Source organism: Psychrobacter sp. Ps6 (genome assembly GCF_022129235.1).
Classification (GTDB): Bacteria; Pseudomonadota; Gammaproteobacteria; order Pseudomonadales; family Moraxellaceae; genus Psychrobacter.
Map to the genome: position 1 here is coordinate 60,027 of NZ_JADQAI010000009.1, position 16,538 is coordinate 76,564.

Consider the following 16,538-nt stretch of genomic DNA (forward strand, 5'->3'; position numbering starts at 1 on the left):
CGCTGACAATGTCGGTGGCTTTTACCCAAGATATCAGCAGGATTGGCTGATTGAGCATCACAACGTTGTCATAAACCTGCCCGTGTAAGGGTTCTATCTACAAGGATGTAGTTATGGAAGGTGTGGAGTTAGTCACGTTTGTAAATTCAAAAGTCATTCCCATTAGTATTTTTTTGATCATGATGGGAATGGGGTTGTCCTTAGTTACCAATGACTTTAAAAGAGTCGTCAAATATCCTAAAGCAGTCGCGATCGGACTGACCAATCAGTTACTGTTCTTGCCATTGGTCGGTTTTGCCTTGGCAGTATTCATGTCACTAGAGCCTGAGTATGCCGTCGGCGTTATGCTACTAGTACTGTGTCCTGGTGGCACAACATCTAACTTATTTACTTATTTGGCAAAAGGGGATGTCGCGCTTTCGGTCACGATGACTGCGATTGCCAGTGTTATCACTGTATTTACCATTCCTATCGTGCTGAGTTTTTCGCTCGTGTACTTCATGGGTGCCGGTAGTGAGTTTCAGCTGCCAGTCGCCAAGACCATGATCAGCTTGATTGCTCTAACGATACTGCCAGTTAGTATTGGTATGCTCATCAAAAACTATAAGCCTAACTTTGCTGATAAAGCGCAGGTAATGGTATCCCGTTTTGGGGTGATTTTTTTGAGCTTCTTGGTACTTTTCTTGAGCTATGTGCAACGAGATATCATCGTAGAGGCCCTAATTGCCACTGGTCCTGTATCGCTCATATTAAACGTATCGACGATGGCACTTGGGTATTATACCAGTAAATGGTTCGGTCTAAATCCTGAGCAGAGAAGATCCATCACCATGGAAGTGGGTCTACAAAACAGTACGCTGTCGATGTTTATGGCATTGACGCTGCTCGCTAACTATAAGATGTCATTGACCCCAGCTATTTATACGCTCATTATGTTCTTAACCGCTGGTATCATGGTCAGGGTATTTACGGCTCAACACAACAAAGCCAAAAAAACCGAGATAGAAAATAGTGTATTGGCTGCCCGTAGAATGTAATTTAATCAGAAGGTAAGCCGCAGCGCATTGCTGAATACGCATTGCACGACTCAATAAAATACGCCCACAATATACTTTCTATGATGAGAGTTATTGTGGGCTTTTATTTTTATCACGGTTTCTTAGAGTGGGTGAGTCAATTCAATACGGATAGTATTGCTCAACACTAAAATCTGCGCCTGTCGACCTCTGCTCTTGCCTCGGCTGCCTGTTCTTTGACTCTTTCAATTTCAAACAAGAACGTGCGGTTTTTGAGCACCGCGACAAATACCACGCCGCCAACCGTATTACCCATCAAGACCACGACTAAAAATATCAAATAGTGCCATAGGCTGACCGTATTACCATATAGCAATGCTGAAAACACTTCGATATTGCCAACGATACTGTGGTGTAAGCCCAAAAACCCAATACTACCAGTGATAATGGAAACCAAAACAATACGGCTAAGGGTATCGCGTGCAGAGGTTACTAGCCATGCTGCCACGCCCATCATCCAGCCTGCCAGCACCGCACTACCAAAGATAACCCACCATTCAAACCCTAAGATATGCTCAGCGTAAGCATCGATAGCATGGTCGGTAAACAGATGCATATGTAGCCCTAAGCCAACCATCAAGGCAGCAAACAAACAGCCACCGGCGATATTACCAGCGATAACGATGCCCCATAGTCGCAGCAGCTTATGCAGTGGTTCAATCTTGTTTAGCACCGGTAGACTGAGTAGGGAGGTCTGCTCAGTAAATAATAATGACTGACCGATAACGACGATAATAAAGCCGATCGGATAGAGCAGGGATGATAGTACCATCGCATAGTGACTCGGCAGCACATCATTAAGTAAGGCAAATGCAGATAAAATCACAAAAAAGCTAATACCAATCTCAAGCCCAGCCGTAAAGGCGCTGGTAAAGAGCGAGCCAAGCGAGCGCTCAAAGGTTTCTTTGGCATGGATGACTTGCTCGACCAAGATACTGGCGTAACTTTTTGCTTGGCTTAGATTGTCATCACTGGCGACCTTTTTGATGGTTTCTTTGTCTTCGTCGCTGATTTCTTCTGGTAGGTCATCATTATCCAGCTCTTCAGTGGCTTTTATATGGTCGTCTGGATGATGGCTATCTACATGAGGGTTGGCGTGACTGTCTTCTGGAGAGTGGCTGTGGTGTAGCGTATGGCTGTGCTCTATGTTGTCTTTTTCATGGTTACCATTCAGCGTATCGTTCGCATCATCATTTTGCTGGACACGATTTGTGGTGCTCGCGGGCAAACGCTCGCTGTCTGACAGGTTATCCTGAGCGTTGTCGCTATATGTTTGGCTATGTTGTCGGTTGTGTTTGGTATCTTGGGACAAGGTCGGCTCACTATTGATTAGATAACATTGTTAGTATTTCTAAGTTAGTATTTTTAATGTAAAGATATTAGCGCTATTTTAGCGCATGATAGGGACGGGTTCTGTTGAGCATTTAACCGATTGGGGTTATTAATTGTTCGATAACGGCATGAAAAATGACCTTCATTTTTGATAAATTGTCTTACCATCTAACAAAATCTGCCTATCTGCGTTAAAATCACTCTATTCATTATTCTCCTAATTTTTATATTCGCTTTAATTCAATTAACTTTGATCATATTCAATCAATAAAAGATAATGCCATTATGAGTAATCACAACCTAACCGCCTCTATTCAAGCGGCACTAAATCAATTAGAAAACGCCTATAATCCTGCACAAGTCGAGGCAGGCATGTATCAAGGCTGGGAAGAAAGTGGCTATTTTCAGCCGACGTTTGATAAAGACGAGTCGTTTTCTATCGCGCTACCACCGCCAAATGTCACCGGCTCACTGCATATGGGGCATGGGTTTAACAATGCAATCATGGATGCGCTCACCCGTTATCACCGCATGGATGGTGACAATACACTGTGGCAACCAGGTACGGATCATGCGGGTATCGCAACCCAAATGGTCGTTGAGCGTCGTCTAGAGGCGCAAGGCATCAAGCGCCGTGACATGACGCGTGAAGACTTTATCGATAAAGTGTGGGAATGGAAAGAAGAGTCGGGCGGTAATATCACTAGCCAAATTCGCCGTTTGGGTAGTTCGGTTGACTGGTCGCGTGAGCGTTTTACCATGGATGATGGTCTGTCCAATGCTGTAAAAGAAGTGTTCGTACGCCTATTCGACGATGGTTTGATCTATCGTGGTAAGCGTTTGGTCAACTGGGATCCTAAGTTCCAAACCGCGCTTTCTGATTTAGAAGTAGAAAACCACGACGAAAAAGGCAGCTTGTGGCATTTCCGCTATCATTTCACGGATACAGAGCTGCTGACTCAAGATGGTAAAAACTACCTTGTTGTAGCAACCACACGCCCTGAGACACTCCTTGGTGATACGGCAGTCGCGGTCAATCCGAGCGATGAGCGTTACGCGCACTTGGTCGGCAAAACCATTACCTTGCCAATCACTGGTCGTGTCGTGCCTATCGTCGCTGATGATTATGTTGAAAAAGACTTCGGTACAGGCTGTGTCAAAATCACCCCAGCGCATGATTTTAATGATTATGAATTGGGTCGTCGCCATAGCTTGCCATTGATTAACATCCTAGATGAGCGCGCCAATATCTTACCCGCGATGGAAGTCTATCCTGACTTACAAACGCGTGAGCCAGAGTTAGAAACCACGCCGAGCGACTATGCCGGACTTGAGCGTTTTGCCGCGCGTAAATTCTTAGTTGAGCAAGCAGGTGAGCAGGGCTGGCTAGAAGATATCGAAGACTACGCACTCAAAGCCCCACGTGCTGAGCGTGGCGGTACAATCGTTGAGCCGTGGTTGACCGATCAGTGGTATGTCGCAGTCAAAGAACTTGCCAAGCCTGCGATTGACGCGGTAGAAGACGGTAGCATTGAGTTCGTACCTGCGCAGTACAAAAACATGTATATGGCGTGGATGACTGATCTACAAGACTGGTGCATCAGCCGTCAGCTGTGGTGGGGTCATCGTATCCCTGCATGGTATGACGATGCGACGGGTGAAATCTATGTCGCCCGTGACGAAGCCGAAGTACGCACTAAATACAACCTAGGCGACGACGTAAAACTGCGCCAAGATAATGACGTGCTCGATACGTGGTTCAGCTCTGGTCTATGGACGTTCAGTACGCTTGACTGGGCAGACGTCAACGCCGATCCACGCGTGATGGACACCTTCCACCCGACCAGCGTATTGGTGACAGGTTTTGACATCATCTTCTTTTGGGTTGCCCGCATGATCATGATGACCATGCACTTCGTGAAAAACGAAGACGGCACGCCGCAAGTACCGTTTAAGACCGTCTATGTGCATGGTCTGGTACGTGATGGCAATGGTCAAAAAATGTCAAAATCAAAGGGTAACGTCTTAGATCCGATCGATCTCATCGATGGTATTGAGCTAGAAGCGCTGGTCGAAAAACGCACCAGCAATATGATGAACCCAAAAGACGCGGCCAAGATTGAGAAGCAAACACGTAAAGAATTCCCAGAAGGCATTCCAGCTTACGGCACCGATGCACTGCGCTTTACCTTTACCTCATTAGCCAGTACTGGTCGCGATATCAACTTTGATCTAAAGCGGGTCGAGGGCTATCGTAACTTCTGTAATAAAATTTGGAACGCCAGCCGTTTTGTACTGATGAACTGTGTTGATGGCGATAGCAACGCCAAGCCTATCGACCAAGCAGCGAATCCTGACGTATGGGAATTACCAGAAAAATGGATCATGAGTCGTCTAAACTCTAGCATCAAAGACATTCATCAGCATTTTGCTCAGTATCGTCTCGATATGGTCAGCCAAGATATCTATGAGTTTATCTGGAATGAGTACTGTGATTGGTACGTTGAGCTTGCCAAAGCCAGCCTAAATGATGACTCGGTATCTGACGAGCGCAAAGCGCAAATCCGCTATGTACTACTGCACGTACTAGAGACTGCGCTACGTTTTACTCATCCAATCATGCCGTATCTGACCGAGCAAATCTGGCAGACCATGGCACCACTATTGGGTCGCAAAAACACCGACAGCATCGTGGTTGCTGACTATCCACAGACCGATGCCAGCCAAATCAGTGAGCAAGTTGAGGCGGATATGGCGTGGCTACAGGAGCTAATCGCTAGCGTCCGTAACATCCGTGGTGAGATGAAACTGGGTAACGCGGTACGTCTGCCAGTGCTACTACAAAACGTCTCTCAAGATGAAGATGCGCGTCTATCACGTATCAAAAACCAGTTCAAAGCGCTTGCCAAAGTCGAGAGCTTGGAGATCGTCAAAGAAGGTGATGAAGTACCACTATCATCATCAAGTATGGTCGGTCAGCTACGGGTACTCGTACCGATGAAAGGTCTAATTGACCCAACAGCTGAGCTGGCACGTCTGGGTAAGGCGCATGAAAAGCTACAAAAGCAAGCTGACGGCATCGCGCGTAAGCTAGGCAATGAAGGCTTCGTCAGTAAAGCACCTGCGGAAGTGGTCGATGCTGAGAAGGCGAAACTGGCTGAGCTAGAAGGGCAGTTGACCGCGATGACAGCGCAGATGGAGCAGTTGAAGGCGTTGTAATCTAAACGTAGATATCCGTATTAGCAAAGAACGCTGTCACGATTGTGATGGCGTTTTTTTATTGTCTACTGGTTAGTTCTTTGACCTTTTTTTAAGATATAACTGAATATTTGTGTGCTATTATTTATAATCTATTGAGATTAGCTCGAATATATATGCATAAGCTGCAAAAAAGTATCATCAGTAAGGCACTTGCAGAGGTGGTCAATGCTGAGAAAGCAAAACAGTCTGAGCTAGAAGGGCAGTTGACACCGATGACGGAGCGGTCAAAAGCGTTGTAAGATATCAATCGAATGACCTAACTAAAGAGATATGATTAAGTAATTCTTTAGTTTGAAGTAGACTTTTGAGTTTGAGGAAAAAATATGAGTGATAATAGGTTGGATGAAGAAGAAGCTGTTTTTGAGCATGATGTAGCAATGATTATTATTAATAAGTCATTTGAAGAACGGACTGCTTATGACGCAGCGCGTTATGCTTGGAGAGTCAATCCTGAAGTAATAGGTCAGGCTGACTATATATTAGCAGTAGCATATGGTGAAATTGTAGGCGTTTTTATTGCAGATCAATGGAAATTGGCAACACTGGAAAATTTTCCAGAGTACCCTAATGTTGCTGTAGAAGGAAGATTTGGCTTTGTTGGAAGAGATGCTCCCAAAGAGGTCGTACAACGTTATCTGTTTAAACGTATTCCTAGTGAGTACCGTAGAAAAGGTATGGCTGCTCCTATTAGATACAACTATGAGTATAATCTTAAAGATAAAAGTAAAACACGCAAAGGCTTTTTAGATAGTATTTAAGTAATATTAGAGTCTTTAACCTATCGCTAGCTTTCTACGCCATTATGTATACGATGGCGTTTTTATTGTTCATTATTTACTCACTTCATATTTCATTTCTAGGCTATAACTGAATATTTGTGTGCTAATATCTCTATATTGAATAGTGCAGTACGAGTTTTTTAACCATGGATTAAGTTTATGAAGTTCAAACCAAGAAATTTAAAAGCTATAGCCGAGTTAATAATTGGTGATGAAGGTCATTTTCCTTATCGTTCTAGTAGCTATATAACAGAATTTTTTGAAGAGTGTGACTTGGATTTTGTACATGACGGTTCTACTCGTAAATATTGGGTAGCCGATAGATTAGAAAATCTTCTAAATGAACCATCCGATACAACTGACACTTTACCAAATCGGTTTTTAAATGTTCTACAAACATTAATGCACAAAACTGATGCACATGTAGATGATCCAGATCGTTCGAAAGCGCTTGATGAGTTGAATAAACCTCTTTCCAGAGAAGGTTTTGAAGCATTTTATGGAGAGGATGATTTACTCTACGTTCGTCATAATGCTACGAGAAAAATATCTACCTACTCTTCTACGCCTCATCGACCTTTCACTCCTAAAGAGCAGGAAAAATATTTGCAGCTTACTGAGTACTTGAGTAATTGTTCTGAAGATCAGCTAATAGAAGAAATTTTACTACCTTTATTTCGACAATTAGGCTATCAGCATATCACCGCAGCAGGTCATAAAGATAAATCCCTTGAGTATGGCAAAGATATTTGGATGCGTTATGTTTTGCCTACGCAACATGTATTGTATTTCGGTATACAGGTCAAAAAAGGAAAGCTTGATTCAGCAGGAGTTACTAAGACATCTAATGCAAATGTAGCTGAAATTTATAATCAATTGTTAATGATGCTCGGTCATGAGATTTTTGACCCTGAAACTAGTAAAAGGGTTTTAGTCGACCATGCTTTTATTATAGCTGGTGGGGAAATTACTAAACAAGCTAGAAATTGGCTAGGTAATAAATTGGATGCATCAAAAAGAAGCCAGATTCTTTTCATGGACAGAGACGATATACTAAATCTTTATGTAGTAAGCAGCCTTAATGTACCAATTAAAGATAACGATACAGAAGCTATAATAATCTCAGATGAACTACCGTTCTGATATTAGTTTATAACCTCTCGTCTTAGGAATACCATGAACCATCTCACCGTCGGACAACGCGCGCCTTTAAGCAACCTTGCCATTGACGATACCGCACCTATCACGTTCAAGTTCACTCGCCAAAGCCCAATAGAGATGGACATCAGCTGCTTTGCCTTAGACGCAGCGGGCAAACTGATCAATGATGATTACATGGTGTTTTATAATCAGCCAACCTCCCCATGCGGGCAAATCAAGCTTACCCATTACGAGTCACAGCCAACGGCGAGTAAAGGCATCCAAGCCGAGTTTGAAGTGAATTTATCCAAACTGGCTGCGAATATAGACAGCTTGTTTTTTGTGTTATCAGCCGACACGTCGCTGAATCAAATTCAATCGTTAGAGATTGGCATTTGGCAGCAATCGCAAAAAGCGCAGGCAGAATATCAAGCAGCAGACTTTGCCCAGCAGCAAGCCAGTATGTTGATGCAGCTGTACCGTAAGAGTGGCGTGTGGCGAGTATCTAACGTCGCACAAGGCTTTAATGGTGGACTTGCCGCTATCGTGCAGCATTTCGGTGGTGACGTAGAAGAGAGTAGCCCACAAGCAGCAGATACGACCGCAGCACCAGTTCAAGCAAAACCGTCGCTCGAGAAGGTCATGCTAGACAAAGCGCCAAAACTGGTCAATCTGGCCAAAAAAGCCACGATATCGCTTGAGAAACGCCAACTGCAACAATTAACTGCAAAGGTAGCACTGGTGTTAGATGCCTCAGGCTCAATGAACAGACAGTACAAAAAAGGCCGCGTGCAAGAGGTAGTCAATCGCATATTGCCATTGGCAGTGAGCTTCGATAATGACCAAGCGCTAGACTGCTGGGCGTTTGCCCGAGATCCGCAGTATTTGGGCGAGATTGGGCTGAGCAACTATGACGGCTTTATTGATAATGCTCATGGCGGCTGGCGCAAATGGGCACTTGGCCAACGCGTTAACAATGAAGCAGAGGTCATGAAAGCCGTGACGGAGTTTTATCAAAAAGACGGCTTGGATGTGCCTATCTACGTGCTATTTATCAGTGATGGCGGGGTAAATGACAATCGCGGTATCACCAGAGTCATGACGGAAGCGGCGAAACTGCCGATATTTTGGCAGTTTGTGGGCTTGGGTGGTCGTGGTTATGGCATCCTAAAAAAACTAGATGATATGACAGGGCGCGTGATTGATAATTGCGACTTTTTTGAACTTGACGATTTGGACGACATTAGCGAAGAAGCCTTGTATGAAAACATGCTAGAAGAGTTCCCAATGTGGCTAAAAGAAGCCAAGCAACTTGGTATAGTGACTCCACTATAAAAGTATTACTGCGCTAACCTCACTATTCGATTACAGCTAAATAAAAAACCGCCACATTAAAACTATGGCGGTTTTTTATGGTTCGAAATATTTTAACTTCTAAAATTCCTACAGCGCCCACAGCGACTGATACTGCTCATCGGTCAACGTCACGATATCGTTCTCGGCTAGCATCTCACGCAGCTCTTGCCATTTATTTGCATCAGGCGTGATTGGCGTGATCAATCTGCCCAGCGTATTATCAATGATGGCATCCATTAGTGTGTCGGCTTCGGTTTTACTATAGTTGTAATACATATGGTGGGCAATTTCTGAATAATTTTTACACAGTTCCGTCATCTGATTGGTCACTTGGATAAAGGTATCTATCGCGTCCTTTTTCGCGCTATAGATCTCATCCGTCGTGAGGATTTCTAACGCCGAAAAGTTAGGATAGGGTGACAGATGCTGGTCGATAAACGTAAAGTCCAATCCTTCGTGAGTTGCCTCAACGCCTTCAAAGTTATAAAAGCATAGCCATGCACCATCTAGGCTTGGGTCTTCTTGCAGATTTTTTATATGATAAAAGTCTTTTTGTACAAAAGTCACATTATCACGGCTGATACTAAAGCCATTTTTCTTGGTATAGCGCGCCAATATCTCAAAGCCAATACGATTGGTTTTTTCCTCAGCAGCAGGGGTGCAGATGCGAATCGGCTGATTGTTCTTGAGCTTATCTATACTAGACTGCTGCATCAATATACCGCCGTCCGTCTCAAAAAAGCAGCCAAGCGCACGTAGGTTCGGCGCGTAATGCTCAAATAGGTGAATCGGCTCATTCACGTGTAGATCGATGCTTTGGTTCTGTAATTCAGCAAAGCCATCATAGTGATCGTCTGGCTCGATAATAGTGATATCGAGCCCTGCTTGCTCATATGCACCCGTAGTCACACCCGCAATAAAGGGCAGGTGATCAGGGTTCAAGAACCATTCGAGAGTAAGGGTCAGTTTGGTGGTCGATTGCATGGTTGTTTCCTTTTTGGGTATGGAAAACAATCAGACTGATAGTGTTTAAATAAAACAAGAAAGCCAAAGTCTCAAAATTAGATATGCTATTACGAGCACACATCACTAAGAGGTGCATCAAAACATGTCATGCTTATTTCCTACGTCAGTGCTAACTGCTTCAGGTTCACGGGTATGTCTCAGCGATGGTTTTGACGACATTAAGACGTCAAATCAACGCACCCCGACAAGATTGAGTGGTATTACATAGTTTTTAAGCAGTACAACTATTGAATCAGTACTGCCAACGGCTATTACCGATGGTTGCTACCAAATACTACTGCCTCATCATAGACGACCTATGAGCGGTAGTGCAAGGTGTTGGATTGAGTCATGAGTTGGTATGCTTTGTGAAGTCGTTATATGTTATACCTTTGATAAATGAGCGAAAATTTTGGCAAAAAAAGGTATGATTAATAAACTGAAGTCGAATATAACGATAAGATTTGTCTGTCTTTGTTATTACAGACATAAATGCTCTGTCATCTATATGTGAGACATAATGAGTTAAGTTATGAGTAAAGTCTATCACTATACGAGTACTGCTGGATTTTTGGGTATAGTCAATGACTCAAGCATATGGGCGACCAATATCTTTTTTTTGAATGATTATCAAGAAATGAAAAAAGGCATTGATTACGTCAGAAAGAACCTAAAAGACGAAAATTTATTTGAGTCCATGTCGCAGGACTATCAGAAAATTATCGAAAGATTGCAGGAGATATCTACCGACCACTACAGTCTGGAGGCAGATGTAGAGATATCGCTCACCAACTATCTGCTAGAGATGCTAGTGGGGATCAGTCAGCAGTTCTATATCACCTCTTTTACATATAACAAAGACTATCTGAGACAGTGGACCTCTTACTGTGAGCATAATGATGGTATCTGTATAGAGTTTGATGAGCACGTACTGTCAGAGAGTTTTAAATACAATAAATTCAATCGGTACTCCCAAGCGCATCACAGGTTCGATAGTATTATCTATAGTTATTCTAATAGCATAAGAAGATATTTTGATAAGCATAAAATAAGAGAGGTGTTTTTAAATAGAAAACAAACACTGGTCAACAACTTGCATACTATCAGAGAGAATAGTGCGGTCAGAAAGACAGATACGGAATATAGATATAATGCGACCGCCGACTTATTGTTTTCTTCTATACTTGAGGCGCTAACGGAGTTTGCACTGATAAGGAACCCACAATTCTCTGATGAAAAAGAAAAAAGACTGATACTAACGGTCATCAATAAGCATGACAAATCGATTGAATTTCGGTCGAAATCAGGCGTGATTATTCCTTATATTCCTGTCCATATCGACTTAAAGAGCATTACCAAAGTCATTATATCGCCGACAAACGATGCGACCCTCAGACGAAAGGGTATCGAGCTGTTAAGAGGGCGGTATAATTTGAATTTTGATATATGTGAGTCAGAGTGTCAATTAAGGAAGATATAAAAAATAACTGCTTTTTAAAAATAAAAAAACGTTCATCATTTAATGGCGAGCGGTTTTTTAACGCAGTAAGCTGATTAACGATTTTTTTTGAAAACGGCTTAGTGTATGAAACAAAAGACAAACCAAAGACGCAAAAGTAATATTGTTTGCATATAGTGTGTGGTGCATGATGAATACTTCATCTGGACTGATATTAACGGTATTTGTCGATATCACTCCTTGTCATTCACTTGCTAAAAATACGATATGACCTTCATGACCCATAATAAAAAAACGTTTTATCATAGACCCAAGACCAACCAATCCAGAAGTCCGATGATACGCTGGACCTTTGTGACGCTTGGCTGGATATTTTTTATTTTAGGTATTATTGGGATATTACTGCCTGTCATGCCGACTGCGCCTTTTATACTACTAGCGGCAGGCTGCTGGGCGCGCAGCTCTAAGCGGTTTCATTTTTGGCTTATCAATCACAAGTACTTCGGAAAATTCGTCCGCGATTGGGAAAACAATCATGCCGTGCCGCTGTATGCCAAGGTTTTGGCAACGGTCATGATGGCAGCGTCAACTATTATGTTGTTTTATCGTTTGTCTGCCGATATGATGTGGGTGGCATGGCTGGTAGCTGTTGTCTGTAGTGGGGTAGCGATATATTTGTTCCGCTTGCCAAATGCTTAAAATGGTTGCAATTTGAGCCAAATCCACTCAATAAACCGCGCTGGTTACACGAAACATGAGATAAGGCTTGCGATACTAGGATGTACCCCTTATAATACGCCCAAGCTTAAGAGCAGTTCTGCACCAAATCATTACCTCGTAGTATTAGTTATAATCCTTCGTTTTAATATTTATCGTTCAGTAGCTATTTGCAAGCGTTACCGGTCACTAGACCATTAATAAATTTAAAAGTAGGATTATACTATGTCAGACGTTCAAAAAGGTACAGTTAAATGGTTCAACGAAGCTAAAGGCTTTGGTTTTATCGCTCCAGAAACTGGCGCAGACGTTTTTGCTCATTATAGCGAAATCACTGGTTCAGGTTTCAAAACTTTGGCTGAAGGCCAAGAAGTTGAGTTCACTGTAACTCAAGGCCAAAAAGGCCCACAAGCACATAACATCGTTGCTATCTAATTTGTCTTTATAGACAGATAGATGAAAAGATGTAAAAAAACGAGCCTTTGGGTTCGTTTTTTTTCGTCTGTCATTTGATGCTAAATGAAACGACAAATGCAAAAATGCCTCCGGCTATATGGATAGTTAGAGGCATTTTTGTATTGGGTACTGATGTAAGTAAATAAGCGTGAGCAATTGGCTTATCATATAAAGCTAATACCGATATTGATCAGACCACCGCCCAGTATTAACCAGCCAAACATCACCGCTCCTAAAATCAAAGGTTTGACACCAGCTTGCCTAATCGCGCTCAGATGAGTAGTCAAACCTAGTGCAAACATCGCCATCGTCAGCAATATATCATCTAGCATAATCATGCTTTGCTCGATACTTTTAGACATCGGTATCCAAGTATGCAATAAGACAATACCGATAAAAATAAACGCAAACCATGGCACTTTGACTTGTTTGACGCGGGTCATAAATGACGCTGCCTCGTTTTTACTGCCCTCATTTTCCATAGCGGCATCATCTACGGTGCGATCTTTGGTTAGCGCAAACGATAATACGAGTAAGAAAGGCGCGAGCATCATAACGCGTATCATCTTGGTCACGACTGCAGTATCACCAATCTCGTTATTGATTGCATTGCCTGCGACCACGACTTGCGCCACCTCATGTACGGTTGAGCCCGTGTACATGCCATATTGCTCGGCACTGAGCCAAGGCTGTAACCAACCAAGCTGATATAAAAAAGGGTAAAGCAGCATCGCGATAGTACCAAATACCACGACAGTTGCTACGGCAATAGTGACTTTATGGGCTTGCGCGTTGACCACTGGCTCTGCTGCAATGACGGCAGCAGCACCGCAAATACTTGCCCCTGAGCCGATGAGTATGACGGTTTCTTTATCGACTTTTAACCATCTAGTACCTAGCCAATAGGTTAGTAGAAAGGTCGACGTCAATACGAGTGCATCGGTCATAATCGCTGGCATACCGACGCTCGCAACTTGCGTCATAGTCAGCTTAAACCCATAGAACATAATCGCGAGGCGTAAAATCTGACCCTTGGCGAAGCAAACGCCGCCGTTTAGACGCTCAGTGAACTTGGGATAAATGGTATTGCCTAATATCATACCCAGCAAGATCGCGAGTGTTAAAGAGGATAAGCCAACGATACGCCCATTTGACCACACATCCAAACTCGTGTTCAACCATAAGCAAAACAAACCACCGATCAGCACCATAGCCAAACCAGCCAAATGGCGTTGGCTTGGAATGTAGTTACTCACTGAACGACTGACTGATTTGGCTAGTGTATGCATAAGGGGCATATCCTATTACTGATATTAAAATAAGCATAAGCTTATGAGTAGACAGTATAAGCTGACTATATTTATAATAAAAACAGATTAATAAGATATAAACTATCGATTTTTCAGGTTAGTGTTTATGATAGAAATAGATATACCGCGCATGAGTAGCAAAAAAAGACATGCATAGCGAATAAGACAGGCTAAAAACTGACATAAGGCATCATCGATATAATGAAAAAATCTGTACAGACATTGCCAAAGATTACACTTAAGCAGCTCGCTGTTTTTGTCAGTATTTATCAGACAGGTAGCACCAGCCGCGCCAGTGAGGAGTTGCATTTGTCACAGTCGGCGGTCAGTAGTGCGCTGACAGAGCTTGAGTCTAGATTACAGATGCCGTTGTTTGAGCGCGTTGGTCGTAGGCTTAATCAGCATCCCAATGCCCATCCTATCTATGTACAAGCTCAGGCTATCTTGGGGCAGTCGCTCACGCTTGAGCATTATCATCAGTATCAAGCAGGGCAGATTCATATTGGGGCGAGTACCACGATTGGCAATTACGTGCTGCCATCATTGCTTGGTAAGCTATATGAGGCGCTACCCGATGCCAATGTCGATATGTATATTGCCAATACTCAGGAGGTAGTGAGTGAGATTGAGCAGCTCAATATCGATATTGCCTTGGTAGAAGGGATGCCACGTCCCATAGATATGAAAGCCATTGAGCAGCGCGAATGGCGCACGGATACGCTGATGATATTTGCCAAGCGTGACAGTAAATGGCTAAAGAACGTCGCTACCTATAGCGAAGATGGGTGCTGCTATCAGCTGACTATTAATCAGTTAGCGCAGTTGCCGCTACTCGTACGTGAGACAGGGTCGGGCACACGGCAGATCATCGATGAGCAATTGCTAAAATATTTACCCAATGCAGAAGTGGTAAAGGCCATACATCAATCAGAAGCTATCAAGCATATGGTGAGTGCAGGTATTGGTCTTGGTTGTCTATCACAGCATGTGATTGAGAAGGAATTGGCTACTGGGGAGCTGGTACAAGTGAACGTGGCGGGAATTGATTTATCAAGGACATGGTGGCTCGTCTGGCATAAAGCCCGTCACCAAAGCCCCATATGGCAAACCTTTATAGATATTATCCAACAAGATTAACTGAGACAATGTCAAAATATGAGGAATAAAAAAGCGCCGTATCAATCATGATAGGGCGCTTTTTGTTAACTGATAATTCCATATAGCCAAAGCAAATTGCTACGTCGAAACCGGCTTATCAAGTCTTACTACAAAGCTATCGCAAGGCACGTTAGGCAAGATATTATCTGCTGTCGCGCCACTGATCCATGCGGCAATACCAGTGCGCTTATGGCGACCGATGACCAATAGATCGACGTCGTGTTTATGACAGTAGCTAACAATACCTTCACTGCTAGAAATAGCGGTAGTGACTTCTGACGTTGCCGCGTTTAGCTGATTGCGTTCAAGGAATTGCGCCAGTTTTGCCCGTGCTTCTTGGCAGCGTTCGTCGTCAATTTCATCATATAGGCTAGAGGCGGGTACCAGCTCGTAGCCGAAGCCCACCATAGTATCTTTGACAATATGTAGTACAGACAACTTAGAACCGGGACGGTCTTCAACGATGCGCTTGGCCTTTTGCGCGACGATATCCGCATCAGAGAGTAAGTCGGTGACCAGTAAAATATGTTCGTAACTCATAACGTCTTCCTCATGTCAGATAGTATTTACTATAGCACTACTATAGAGCGCTGTTAAGTAATGCTTGTCTATCTTTACGACATAGACTTTGATATAGAATAAAACTCTAGTGCAATGCTAACAAATAACAGGTTAACTCGAATGTTGAGCCAGACCCCTTATTCTGATACTGGCTCATCAAGCTTGACGACTAGGCTGTCGCAAGGGACGTTTGGCAAGATACTATCAGCAGTTGCACCGACTAGCCAAGCAGCGATACCGTGACGTTCATGACGCCCAATAATGAGTAAGTCGACCTCTTTTTCATGGCAGTAGTCAACAATGCCTTTACTGTTAGAAATGGCAGCTGTCACCTCAGAGTTGACTGCTTCTAGCTCGTTGCGCTCCAGAAATTGCGCCAGCTTAGCACGCGCTTTTTGCCATTTTTCATTATGGACATCGCCTGATAGGCTAGAGGAAGGTACTAATTCATACCCGAAGCGCACCATATCGTCTTCCACAATATGCAGGACAGACAATCTGGCCTCAGGAGAGCCTGCGAGTATACGTTTGGTTTTTAGAGCAACCTTGTCCGCATCGGATAATAAGTCAGTAACCAGTAAAACATGTTGGTAGCTCATGAGGTGCTCCTATTAGTAGTGAACTTCATGGTAGCAGTGCAAAGGGTCTCTGTTAAGCGATATGACCATCATTTGAATGTGGCTTTTGTTGGAATTATGTTTGGTCATCAAGGTATCAATGTTGACTACGCTATAGAGTATAGCCTGATTGCTGACTTGACTTATCAACGACCAAACCCCACTAATAGCGCTAAGCCAATTCTTTTTTAGCCAATATAGTCACTATAAATACCTGCATAATTGAGTTCAAAAGCCCATATTGGGTTTTAGCATTCAGTTTTTTCAGAAATTGTAAGTCAAAATGTTTTAATAGCCATTTTTACGACTGA

At 43.2% G+C, this 16,538-nt stretch carries 15 protein-coding genes and 1 riboswitch; of the genes, 10 read left to right on the top strand and 5 right to left on the bottom strand.

Going from position 1 to position 16,538, the window contains the following annotated elements; genetic code table 11:
• The first annotated feature begins 113 nt into the window (after window positions 1-113).
• A complete protein-coding gene (locus I3255_RS10870) occupies window positions 114-1,037 on the top strand; it encodes a bile acid:sodium symporter family protein (protein WP_238038829.1) in 924 nt (307 codons plus the stop codon).
• A 166-nt stretch (window positions 1,038-1,203) separates the two neighbouring features.
• On the opposite strand, the gene I3255_RS10875 is transcribed toward I3255_RS10870, so the two are convergent.
• Entirely contained in the window at window positions 1,204-2,388 is a 1,185-nt protein-coding gene (locus tag I3255_RS10875) for a formate/nitrite transporter family protein (protein ID WP_238038830.1), read from the bottom strand.
• Between the two features lie 305 nt (window positions 2,389-2,693).
• Between I3255_RS10875 and I3255_RS10880 the strand changes: the two genes are divergently transcribed.
• From I3255_RS10880 to I3255_RS10895, 5 genes are all read left to right on the top strand, one after another.
• Complete coding sequence (locus tag I3255_RS10880) at window positions 2,694-5,627, top strand: valine--tRNA ligase (protein WP_238038831.1); 2,934 nt, start codon at window positions 2,694-2,696, stop codon at window positions 5,625-5,627.
• 155 nt (window positions 5,628-5,782) lie between these two features.
• Window positions 5,783-5,908, top strand: coding sequence for a hypothetical protein (locus tag I3255_RS14890; RefSeq protein WP_269117314.1), 126 nt, complete (start codon window positions 5,783-5,785; stop codon window positions 5,906-5,908).
• 84 nt (window positions 5,909-5,992) lie between these two features.
• On the top strand, window positions 5,993-6,427 hold the full coding sequence (locus I3255_RS10885) for a hypothetical protein (protein ID WP_238038832.1): 435 nt from the start codon (window positions 5,993-5,995) through the stop codon (window positions 6,425-6,427).
• A gap of 180 nt (window positions 6,428-6,607) precedes the next feature.
• Window positions 6,608-7,591: a restriction endonuclease gene (locus I3255_RS10890; RefSeq protein WP_238038833.1), complete on the top strand. Its 984-nt coding sequence runs from the start codon at window positions 6,608-6,610 to the stop codon at window positions 7,589-7,591.
• A gap of 33 nt (window positions 7,592-7,624) precedes the next feature.
• Window positions 7,625-8,923 (top strand): VWA domain-containing protein, encoded by a 1,299-nt coding sequence (locus I3255_RS10895; protein WP_238038834.1) that lies wholly within the window; start codon window positions 7,625-7,627, stop codon window positions 8,921-8,923.
• Between the two features lie 108 nt (window positions 8,924-9,031).
• Here I3255_RS10895 and I3255_RS10900 read toward each other — a convergent pair whose 3' ends face one another.
• Entirely contained in the window at window positions 9,032-9,928 is an 897-nt protein-coding gene (locus I3255_RS10900) for an ABC transporter substrate-binding protein (protein ID WP_238038835.1), read from the bottom strand.
• Between the two features lie 120 nt (window positions 9,929-10,048).
• Window positions 10,049-10,164: riboswitch (TPP riboswitch) on the bottom strand.
• Window positions 10,165-10,481: 317 nt separating this feature from the next.
• Here I3255_RS10900 and I3255_RS10905 point away from each other — a divergent pair.
• The 3 genes from I3255_RS10905 (at window position 10,482) to I3255_RS10915 (ending at window position 12,560) form a co-directional block, all read left to right on the top strand.
• The gene (locus I3255_RS10905; RefSeq protein ID WP_238038836.1) at window positions 10,482-11,429 is read left to right on the top strand and encodes a DUF2971 domain-containing protein; all 948 of its coding nucleotides are present in this window, start codon (window positions 10,482-10,484) and stop codon (window positions 11,427-11,429) included.
• A gap of 255 nt (window positions 11,430-11,684) precedes the next feature.
• On the top strand, window positions 11,685-12,107 hold the full coding sequence (locus I3255_RS10910; RefSeq protein ID WP_238038837.1) for a YbaN family protein: 423 nt from the start codon (window positions 11,685-11,687) through the stop codon (window positions 12,105-12,107).
• Between the two features lie 243 nt (window positions 12,108-12,350).
• Window positions 12,351-12,560, top strand: coding sequence for a cold-shock protein (locus I3255_RS10915; RefSeq protein WP_045453470.1), 210 nt, complete (start codon window positions 12,351-12,353; stop codon window positions 12,558-12,560).
• A 185-nt stretch (window positions 12,561-12,745) separates the two neighbouring features.
• Here I3255_RS10915 and I3255_RS10920 read toward each other — a convergent pair whose 3' ends face one another.
• A complete protein-coding gene (locus I3255_RS10920; RefSeq protein ID WP_238038838.1) occupies window positions 12,746-13,870 on the bottom strand; it encodes a YeiH family putative sulfate export transporter in 1,125 nt (374 codons plus the stop codon).
• A gap of 222 nt (window positions 13,871-14,092) precedes the next feature.
• On the opposite strand from I3255_RS10920, the gene I3255_RS10925 reads away from it, so the two are divergent.
• A complete protein-coding gene (locus I3255_RS10925) occupies window positions 14,093-15,028 on the top strand; it encodes a LysR substrate-binding domain-containing protein (protein ID WP_238038839.1) in 936 nt (311 codons plus the stop codon).
• Window positions 15,029-15,127: 99 nt separating this feature from the next.
• On the opposite strand, the gene I3255_RS10930 is transcribed toward I3255_RS10925, so the two are convergent.
• Together I3255_RS10930 and I3255_RS10935 are read right to left on the bottom strand one after the other, a co-directional pair.
• The gene (locus tag I3255_RS10930; RefSeq protein WP_238038840.1) at window positions 15,128-15,589 is read right to left on the bottom strand and encodes a universal stress protein; all 462 of its coding nucleotides are present in this window, start codon (window positions 15,587-15,589) and stop codon (window positions 15,128-15,130) included.
• 158 nt (window positions 15,590-15,747) lie between these two features.
• Entirely contained in the window at window positions 15,748-16,209 is a 462-nt protein-coding gene (locus I3255_RS10935; protein WP_238038841.1) for a universal stress protein, read from the bottom strand.
• Between the last annotated feature and the right edge of the window lie 329 nt (window positions 16,210-16,538).